Source organism: Motilibacter deserti, assembly GCF_011250635.1.
Classification (GTDB): domain Bacteria; phylum Actinomycetota; class Actinomycetes; order Motilibacterales; family Motilibacteraceae; genus Motilibacter_A; species Motilibacter_A deserti.
Window position 1 is genome coordinate 279 of sequence record NZ_JAANNP010000081.1, and the last position, 8,060, is coordinate 8,338.

Genomic DNA, 8,060 nt, shown 5'->3' on the forward strand with positions numbered 1-8,060 from the left:
GGCATTTCGCCCGTTCGCGGCGCACGTGCCGCCGAGTAGGCCTCAAGACCCACCCGGGCACCGCCGATGAGCAAGGCGAGCAGAACGCCGCGGCAGTCCGCCCGGCCGGACCAGAAGGAGCAGGCGTGGCAACCACCAGTGTCGACGGCCTCGTCAGCGGGCTGTCCACCAGCGCGCTCATCGACCAGCTGATGCAGGTCGAGGCAGTCACCCAGACCAAGCTCAAGACCCGGCAGTCGGACACCCAGAAGCAGGTCGACGCGCTGACCTCGCTCAACGGCAAGCTCGCGGCGCTGCAGACGGCGGCCAAGAACCTGCAGAAGGCCGATGGCCTCGAGAAGTTCAAGGCCACCTCCAGCGCGACCAGCGTCGTCGCAACGGCAACGGCCGGCGCTCAGCCGCAGTCGGTGAGCTTCAAGGTCGACACCTTGGCCAAGGCCGCGGTGCGCGTCGCGACCCCCGTCTACACGTCGATGTCCGACGCGGTGACCACGAGCCTCTCGATCACGAAGAAGGGCTCCACGACACCGCTGACCGTCGACGTCAAGTCAGGCAGCCTCTCGGACGTCGTGAACGCGGTCAACGCGCGCAGCGACGAGCTCGGCGTGCGCGCGACCGCCGTCCAGGTCGACGACGGGTCCTACAAGCTCCAGTTCTCCGCCACCAAGACGGGCGTGGACAACGGCTTCACCGTCACCGGCATCCGGGGCATGGGCGGCGCGGCCGCCGTGCCGGCCGCCGACGCCAAGATCACGACGGACGCCGGCTACTCCATCACCTCCTCGACCAACACCTTCGCGAACGCGCTTCCCGGCGTGACCTTCACGGTCTCCGCCACGACGACGGACATGGTGACCCTCAGCGTCGCCAAGGACGACGCCGCGACGAGCGATGTCGTCAAGGGCCTCGTCGACGCCGCGAACGCCGTGATCAAGGAGGCCCAGGCCAAGTCGTCGTACGACAGCACGACCAAGACCGGCGGGGTCCTGTCCGGCGAGTCGGTCGTCCGCTCGGTGACGCAGGCCCTGGCCAGCGCCATCTCGTCCAACGGCGGGGTCCCGCTGAGCAAGCTGGGCATCCAGCTCAACCGTGACGGGCAGTTCACCTACAACGCGGAGACCTTCAAGAAGGCGCTCGCGGACGACCCGGCGTCGATCCAGAAGGGCCTGCTCGGCGCGGACGCCTTCGCCGCGACGATCGAGTCCGTCGCCAAGAAGTTCGGCGACAAGTACGACGGCCAGATCACCAAGACGATCGAGAGCCGACGCGGGCTGATCAAGGACTACACCGACGCGATCAGCAGCTGGGACGACCGGCTCGCCACGCGCCGCGAGGCGCTGCAGAAGCAGTACTCCGGCCTCGAGGTCGCCCTCGGCAAGATGCAGCAGCAGAGCAGCTGGCTCGCGGGCCAGCTCGCGGCGCTCGGCTAGGCCCCACTCGCGGGCCGCCACCCCGACCGGCCCTCGCCGCACGTCACCCCTCGAACGACAGGAACCCGCTTCCGTGTACGCGAACGCCCGCAACCGCTACGCCCAGGACAGCGTCAGCACGGCGAGCCCCGCCCGCCTGCTCACGATGCTGTACGACCGGCTCGTCCTCGACCTGCAGCGCGGCGAGGCCGCGCTCGCCGGCGGCGACCGGCCGGCGGCCAACGACGCCCTGACGCACGCGCAGGACATCCTCACCGAGCTGCGCAACACGCTGAAGGTCGACGCCTGGGAGGGCGGTCCCGCCCTCGCGTCGCTCTACGCCTGGTGGATCACCGAGCTCGTCGGCGCCAACGTGCGCGGCGACGTCGCCCGCATCCGCGGCGTCCGCGCCCAGGTGGAGCCGCTGCGCGTCGCGTGGCACCACGCCGCGCGTACGGCCGCCGCAACGCCCGCCGCCGTCCTCACCTCGGCATGACCGAGGAGCGGCACCTGCAGGCCGTCGAGGCGGCCGCGCAGGGCGCTGACTGGTCGGCGGCGTGGGTCGACGCGCTGAACGAGCTCGAGCTGCAGGTGGACCAGGCGGAGGCGCTGCTGCGCAGCGAGTCCCCCGAGCTGCCCGCGCCGGTGGCGTGGGTGCCGCCGGCGCTGCCGCCGATCCCGCCCGACCTCGTCGAGCGGGCCCGGCTCGTCCACGCCCGCCAGCTCGACCTGGCGGCTCGGATGACCCGCCGCATGGGCGACCTCGGCCGGCAGGCCACGCTCGCGGGCCGCATCGAGACCGGGGCGGCGGGCCGCGCGCGCCCGGTGCTGCTGGACCAGGCGTGCTGAGGCCGACCCTCGCCGCGGTCCTCATCGTCAAGGACGAGGAGCACACGCTCGCGCGCTGCATCGCCTCGCTCGAGCCGCTCGCGCGGTCCGGGCTGCTGACGGCGGTCCACGTCCACGACACGGGCTCCTCCGACGCGACCGTGCAGGTCGCGCGGGAGCTCGGGGCCACGGTGACGTCCGGCCCCTGGACCGACGACTTCGCCGCGGCGCGCAACGCCGCGCTGTCCGCCGTCACGGCCGAGTGGGCGCTCAGCCTGGACGCGGACGAGTGCCTGCAGGTGGACGCCGAGGCGCTCGGCCGGCTGCTCGGCGAGGTCGCGGCCGACGGGCTGACGGTCGAGATCGAGAACGTCCACGACGACGGCACCCACACCCACCGGCACGAGCGGCTGCTGCGCGTCGGCGCCGTCCGCTGGACGGGCCGCGTCCACGAGCGCCTGGCGCCCGTCGCGGGCGGGCAGCTGCGGCTGCTGAACGCCCCCGCCGGCGTGGTCCGGCTCGCCCACGACGGCTACGCGACGGCCGAGGTGCGTCGCCGCAAGTCCGAGCGCAACGCGGCGCTGGCCCAGGCCGAGCTCGACCGGCTGGCCGTCACGCCGGCTCCCGACCCAGAGCTCGTCGGCCAGACCCTGCTCGACCTCGGCCGCAGCTGCATCGGCGCGGACCGCGCACAGGACGCCGTCAACGCGTTCGAGGCCGTCCGTGAGCTCTTCCCGGGCACGCGCCGCGCGCTCGAGGCCACCGACTCCCTCGCCCGGGTCCTGCTCGCCGCCGGCCTGGACGACGTCGTGCTCGTCCTCGTCGGACAGCTGCGCGAGGGCGGGGCGCCGGTCACGTACTGTGACTGGCTCGAGGCGCAGGCGCGCGCCCAGCTCGGCGACGTCTCCACCGCGTACGACCTTCTCCGCGGCGTGGACGAGCTCGTCGACACCGGGGGGCGCCGTTTCTCCGGCACCGGCCTCGGCGAGCTCAAGCAACTGCTCGCCCAGCTGGCCGGAGCTACCGCCCGAGCCTGACCAACACGCCGTCTGAGCTGCGACGACCTCGTGCCAGACCGTCCCAGGAGAAGCCGCGCACGGTTCCGTGCGCGGCTTCCCTCGTTCGGGTGAGGGCACGGGCTCAAGCCCCGGCGTGGTGGGCCGAAAGACCTAGCGAGCACGGATTGCTCACCATGACAGCCACGGATCGGCGACCGCTCCACCTAGTTCAGGAGAAGTAGCGGCCGTGTTCGACGACGTCGCCAGCGTGACGCTCCGCAGTGCCCTCAACGGGCTCGCGATGCGCCAGCGGGCCACCGCAGACAACATCTCGAACCTGCAGACCCCCGGCTTCCTCGCCAACAAGGTCCAGTTCGAGGACGCGCTCCGCGACGCGGTCGCCGGCGGGGACACCTCGGAGATCGCCGGCACCGGCGCCTTCGTCGCCCGCTCGCTCGAGCCCACGCGTGAGGACGGCAACAACGTCAACCTCGACGAGGAGACGCTGGAGTCCACCCAGACCGAGCTCGCGTACTCCCTGATGACCCGCGCGGTCAACGACCGCTTCAACCTGTTGAAGAACTCGATCGGGGGCGTCTGACCATGGCGCTGTTCAACGCCATCGACACCGCCGCGAGCGGTGTGACCGTCTACCGCAAGTGGCTCGACGCGGTCAGCGACAACGTCGCCAACGTCAACACCGCGCGGCGCACCAGCGAGGACGCCTTCCAGGCTCGCTACGTGATCGCCCAGGCCCGCGAGTACGGCTCCGGCACCGGCGGCGTACAGGTCGGCGGGATCGCGCTCGGCAACCGCGAGGGCCGGATCGTCCACGACCCGGAGAACCCGCTGGCCGACGCCGACGGCAACGTGCGCATGCCGGACATCGACATGAGCAGCCAGATGACGCAGATGATCATGGCCCAGCGCGGCTACCAGGCGAACCTCGCCACGGTCGAGCGCGCCCAGGAGGCCTACCGCCAGGCGATCCAGATCGGGAAGGGCTAGTCATGAGCATCTCGGCCATCGAGGGCATCGGCGGGGCGGCGGGCGTCTCCGGGATCTTCCCCACATCGGGTGTGCAGAAAGCCTCAGGTCTGGACGACGACTGGGCGACAACCTCATCGCAGGGGGTCGGGAGCGACTTCGCGACCGCCCTCTCGAACGGGATCGAGAACCTGCAGGCCACCCAGGCCAAGAGCGACCAGCTCGCCGTCAAGGCGGCCACCGGGGACCTGCAGGACCTGCACGACTACACGATCGCAGCGACCGAAGCGTCGCTCGCCACCTCGCTCACCGTCGCCGTCCGTGACAAGGCCGTTGCGGCCTTCACCGAGATTATGAGGTTGCAAGCCTGATGCCGACGAACGTCAAGGGTCTCGTCGAGAAGCCCCTCCGCGCGTTTGCCTCGTTCACGCCCGGTCAGAAGGCCGTGAGCATCATCGCCGTCCTGGCCCTGGTCATCGGCGGCTACGTCTTCACGACCTGGTCCTCCAAGCCGAACTACGCGCCGCTCTTCACCGGGCTGGCCTCGGCGGACGCCAGCGCGATCGTCGAGGAGCTCAACGCCGGCGGTACGCCGTACGAGCTCGCGGACGGCGGCGCGACCATCATGGTCCCGCAGGCCCAGGTCAACGACCTCCGGATCCAGATGAGCGGCCAGGGGCTCCCGGCCAACGAGGGCAGCGGCTACTCGATCCTTGACAAGCAGGGCCTCACGGCCTCGCAGTTCCAGCAGCAGGTCGGCTACCAGCGGGCGCTCGAGGGCGAGCTGAAGACCACGATCGAGGCGATCGACACCGTCGACACCGCCGTCGTGCACCTCGCCCTGCCCGAGAAGGACGTCTTCGCCGACGAGGAGAGCAAGCCCACGGCGAGCGTGCTGGTCGCGACGCAGCCGGGCACCACGCTCTCCAGCCAGCAGGTCCGCGCCGTCGTCAACCTGGTCTCGGCCAGCGTCCAGGGCATGGCGCCCGCCGACGTGACCCTGACCGACTCGACGGGCAAGCTGCTGAGCAACAACGACCCGAACGGCGCGGGGGCCGGGGCCGACCGCGACGAGGCGACCCAGGCGTACGAGGACCGCATCAGCAAGTCGGTCCAGACCATGCTCGACCGCGTGGTCGGGGCCGGGCACAGCGAGGTCCGCGTCACCGCCGACCTCGACTACGACTCCACGCAGACCAAGAGCGAGACGTTCGTCGCGCCGCCGCGGGGCGCCGAGGTGCTCTCCGAGAGCACCGAGACCGAGGACTACACCGGCGACAACACCGCGGTGACCGGCGTGCTCGGCCCGGACAACATCGCGGTTCCGAACGGCACCGACGAGACGGGCAGCACCTACAAGAAGGGCAAGTCCACCAAGGACTACGCCGTCGGCAAGACCACCGAGCAGCGCACCGCCGCTCCCGGCTCGGTCAAGAAGATGAACGTCGCGGTCCTGCTCGACAACGTGACCGCCGGCGCCGTCGACCCCACCGAGATCCAGAGCCTCGTGTCGGCCGCCGCAGGTGTCGACGCCCAGCGTGGCGACACGATCCAGGTCAGCCGGATGCCGTTCGACTCCAGCGCTCAGGACGCGGCGGCCAAGGAGCTCGCCGACGCCGCGGCCGCGGAGAAGAAGGCCGCGATGGACAAGACCATCAAGACCGGCGCCCTCGTCGGGGTCGTCCTGCTGGTCCTGCTCCTCACCTGGCTCAAGGCCCGCCGGGCCCGCAAGCAGAAGCGCACCCCGCTGGACCAGATCGAGCTCGCCCGCATCGAGGAGCTCGAGCGGCGCAACGCCGAGCTCGAGGCCGCGCGGCTCGCCGCCCTCGAGGCCGGCGCCGACGCCCCGGCCCTGCCGGCCGCGCCGGAGCCCAACGCCGACGCCGAGAACCTGGCGCGGATGCGTGACGACATCGGAGAGCTCGTCGAGCAGCAGCCGGACGAGGTCGCCCAGCTGCTCCGCGGCTGGCTCGCTGACAGGAGGTCCTGACGATGGCGGCGGTCGCCACTGAGATGAGCGGTCTGACCAAGACCGCGGTGCTCCTCGTCGGGATGGGCCGGGAGCACGCCGCGAAGGTCCTCGCCGAGATGCGCGAGAACGAGGTCGAGGAGATCACCGCGGAGATCATGCGGCTGCGCGACATCGACGCGGACACCGCGCTGCAGGTCTTCGAGGAGTTCCACGGGATCGTCCAGGCCAAGAGCTACATGGGCCAGGGCGGCATGGACTTCGCCAAGGAGCTGCTCGCCGCGAGCATGGGCGAGGAGAAGGCCGCGGAGCTCATGCACCGCCTCTCGGCGGCCTTCGCCGAGATGCCCTTCCAGTTCCTGCACCGTGCGGACCCCCGCCAGCTGCTCTCGTTCCTCCAGGACGAGCACCCGCAGACGATCGCGCTGGTGCTGGCCCACATGAGCGCCGACCAGGCCTCGACCGTGCTCGGCGGGCTCGTCCCGACGCTGCAGGCCGACGTCGCCCACCGGATCGCGGTCATGGACCGCACCAGCCCCGAGGTCGTCAAGCAGGTCGAGCAGATGCTCGAGCGCAAGCTCTCCTCGGTGCTCCAGCCGACCGAGATGTCCACCGTGGGCGGCCTGCAGCCGCTGGTCGACATCATCAACCGCGCCGACCGCTCCACCGAGCGCCTCATCCTCGAGGGGCTCGAGGGCCGCGACCGCGAGCTGGCCGAAGAGGTCCGCAGCCGGATGTTCATGTTCGAGGACATCGTCAGCCTCGACGACAAGGCCGTCCAGCTGGTCCTGCGTCAGGTCGAGACCTCCGACCTCGCGACCGCCCTCAAGGGCGTGCGCGACGAGGTCCGCATGAAGATCATGAAGAACCTGTCCGAGCGTGCGGCCGAGAACCTCGCCGACGAGATCGAGATGCTCGGCCCGGTCCGGCTGAAGCAGGTCGAGGAGTCGCAGGTCAAGGTCGTCCAGGCGATCCGCCAGCTCGAGGAGTCCGGCCAGATCACCGTCCGGCGGGGGGCTGACGATGAGTTCGTCGACTGAGGCCTTCAGCGCCGGGCTCGCGCCGGCCGGCACCGCCCCCGCCGTGGCCGCCACCGCCGGCCTGGCCGTCCTCCGGGGCGGCGCCGCCGCCGCGGTCCGTACGGCCCGGCTGACCGAGTCGCTGTCGGCCCGCCCGCAGTCGGTCGAGGAGGCCCGCGAGGCCGCCCGCTCCGCCGGGTACGCCGCCGGCTGGGCGGCCGGCAGCCAGGCCGCGATGGCCCAGGTCCGCGCGGAGGCCGCTCACGCCGCGGCCGTCGAGGCAAGCCGGGTGGCGGACCGCGAGGCCCGCTTCGCCCGCGCCTTCACCGCGCTGGAGCAGGCCGCGAGCGACCTCGAGCGGCGGGCCGCGGCCCCCGCGGGGGAGGCGGCCGAGGCGATCGCCGAGGCGGCGTTCGCGCTGGCCGAGGCGATCGTGGGCCGCGAGCTCGCGACCGCCGCCGAGCCGGGGGTCGACGCCGTCCGCCGGGCGCTGTCGATGGCGCCCGCCGGCCGGCCGGTGACCGTGTGGCTGAGCCCGGAGGACGCGGCGACGCTCGACGGCGCGGCCCTGCCGTTCCTCGACCGTGAGATCACGATCGTGCCGGACGCCGGGCTCATGTCGGGCGACGCGTACGCCGAGTCTGATGCCACCAGCGTCGACGCGCGCATCGCGCCGGCCCTCGCCCGAGCCAAGGAGATCCTCCGCCCGTGACCGTCGGGACCCTCTCTCCGCGCCCCGCCTTCTCCCTCCTGCCCGGCTTCGACCGCGCCCTGGCCGCGGCCGCTCCCGTCACGAGCGGCCGCGTCACCGGCGTCGTCGGGCTCGACCTCACGGTCGCGGGTATCGACG

10 protein-coding genes are annotated in these 8,060 nt (G+C 71.9%); all 10 read left to right on the forward strand.

The window, feature by feature from the left end; all coding sequences use genetic code 11:
• The first annotated feature begins 125 nt into the window (after nt 1-125).
• Nucleotides 126-1,430 carry a flagellar filament capping protein FliD gene (fliD, locus tag G9H71_RS19695; RefSeq protein WP_166284494.1) on the forward strand — a complete coding sequence of 435 codons (1,305 nt, stop codon included), beginning with the start codon at nt 126-128 and terminating at the stop codon, nt 1,428-1,430.
• A 73-nt stretch (nt 1,431-1,503) separates the two neighbouring features.
• Nucleotides 1,504-1,905 carry a flagellar export chaperone FliS gene (fliS, locus tag G9H71_RS19700; RefSeq protein WP_166284495.1) on the forward strand — a complete coding sequence of 134 codons (402 nt, stop codon included), beginning with the start codon at nt 1,504-1,506 and terminating at the stop codon, nt 1,903-1,905.
• On the forward strand, nt 1,902-2,258 hold the full coding sequence (locus G9H71_RS19705) for a hypothetical protein (RefSeq protein WP_166284496.1): 357 nt from the start codon (nt 1,902-1,904) through the stop codon (nt 2,256-2,258). The genes fliS and G9H71_RS19705 overlap by 4 nt, the downstream gene beginning before the upstream one ends.
• The gene (locus tag G9H71_RS19710; RefSeq protein ID WP_166284497.1) at nt 2,252-3,274 is read left to right on the forward strand and encodes a glycosyltransferase; all 1,023 of its coding nucleotides are present in this window, start codon (nt 2,252-2,254) and stop codon (nt 3,272-3,274) included. Before G9H71_RS19705 ends, G9H71_RS19710 begins: the two co-directional genes overlap by 7 nt.
• 208 nt (nt 3,275-3,482) lie before the next feature.
• Nucleotides 3,483-3,836 (forward strand): flagellar basal body rod protein FlgB, encoded by a 354-nt coding sequence (flgB, locus tag G9H71_RS19715; protein ID WP_166284498.1) that lies wholly within the window; start codon nt 3,483-3,485, stop codon nt 3,834-3,836.
• A gap of 2 nt (nt 3,837-3,838) precedes the next feature.
• Nucleotides 3,839-4,243, forward strand: a complete 405-nt coding sequence (locus G9H71_RS19720) for a flagellar basal body rod protein FlgC (RefSeq protein WP_166284499.1) — start codon at nt 3,839-3,841, stop codon at nt 4,241-4,243.
• A 2-nt stretch (nt 4,244-4,245) separates the two neighbouring features.
• Entirely contained in the window at nt 4,246-4,593 is a 348-nt protein-coding gene (gene fliE / locus G9H71_RS19725) for a flagellar hook-basal body complex protein FliE (protein ID WP_166284500.1), read from the forward strand.
• Nucleotides 4,593-6,212, forward strand: a complete 1,620-nt coding sequence (gene fliF / locus G9H71_RS19730) for a flagellar basal-body MS-ring/collar protein FliF (protein ID WP_166284501.1) — start codon at nt 4,593-4,595, stop codon at nt 6,210-6,212. The genes fliE and fliF overlap by 1 nt, the downstream gene beginning before the upstream one ends.
• A gap of 2 nt (nt 6,213-6,214) precedes the next feature.
• On the forward strand, nt 6,215-7,231 hold the full coding sequence (fliG, locus tag G9H71_RS19735; RefSeq protein ID WP_166284502.1) for a flagellar motor switch protein FliG: 1,017 nt from the start codon (nt 6,215-6,217) through the stop codon (nt 7,229-7,231).
• Complete coding sequence (locus G9H71_RS19740) at nt 7,215-7,922, forward strand: FliH/SctL family protein (protein ID WP_166284503.1); 708 nt, start codon at nt 7,215-7,217, stop codon at nt 7,920-7,922. The genes fliG and G9H71_RS19740 overlap by 17 nt, the downstream gene beginning before the upstream one ends.
• Nucleotides 7,923-8,060: the final 138 nt, after the last annotated feature.

What these genes read in the sequence shown, in the direction of transcription:
- G9H71_RS19705 (WP_166284496.1), top strand. Translation starts at nt 1,902, where the DNA reads ATGACCGAGGAGCGGCACCTGCAGGCCGTCGAGGCGGCCGCGCAGGGC.
- G9H71_RS19720 (WP_166284499.1), top strand. Translation starts at nt 3,839, where the DNA reads ATGGCGCTGTTCAACGCCATCGACACCGCCGCGAGCGGTGTGACCGTC.
- fliE (WP_166284500.1), top strand. Translation starts at nt 4,246, where the DNA reads ATGAGCATCTCGGCCATCGAGGGCATCGGCGGGGCGGCGGGCGTCTCC.
- fliF (WP_166284501.1), top strand. Translation starts at nt 4,593, where the DNA reads ATGCCGACGAACGTCAAGGGTCTCGTCGAGAAGCCCCTCCGCGCGTTT.
- fliG (WP_166284502.1), top strand. Translation starts at nt 6,215, where the DNA reads ATGGCGGCGGTCGCCACTGAGATGAGCGGTCTGACCAAGACCGCGGTG.
- G9H71_RS19740 (WP_166284503.1), top strand. Translation starts at nt 7,215, where the DNA reads ATGAGTTCGTCGACTGAGGCCTTCAGCGCCGGGCTCGCGCCGGCCGGC.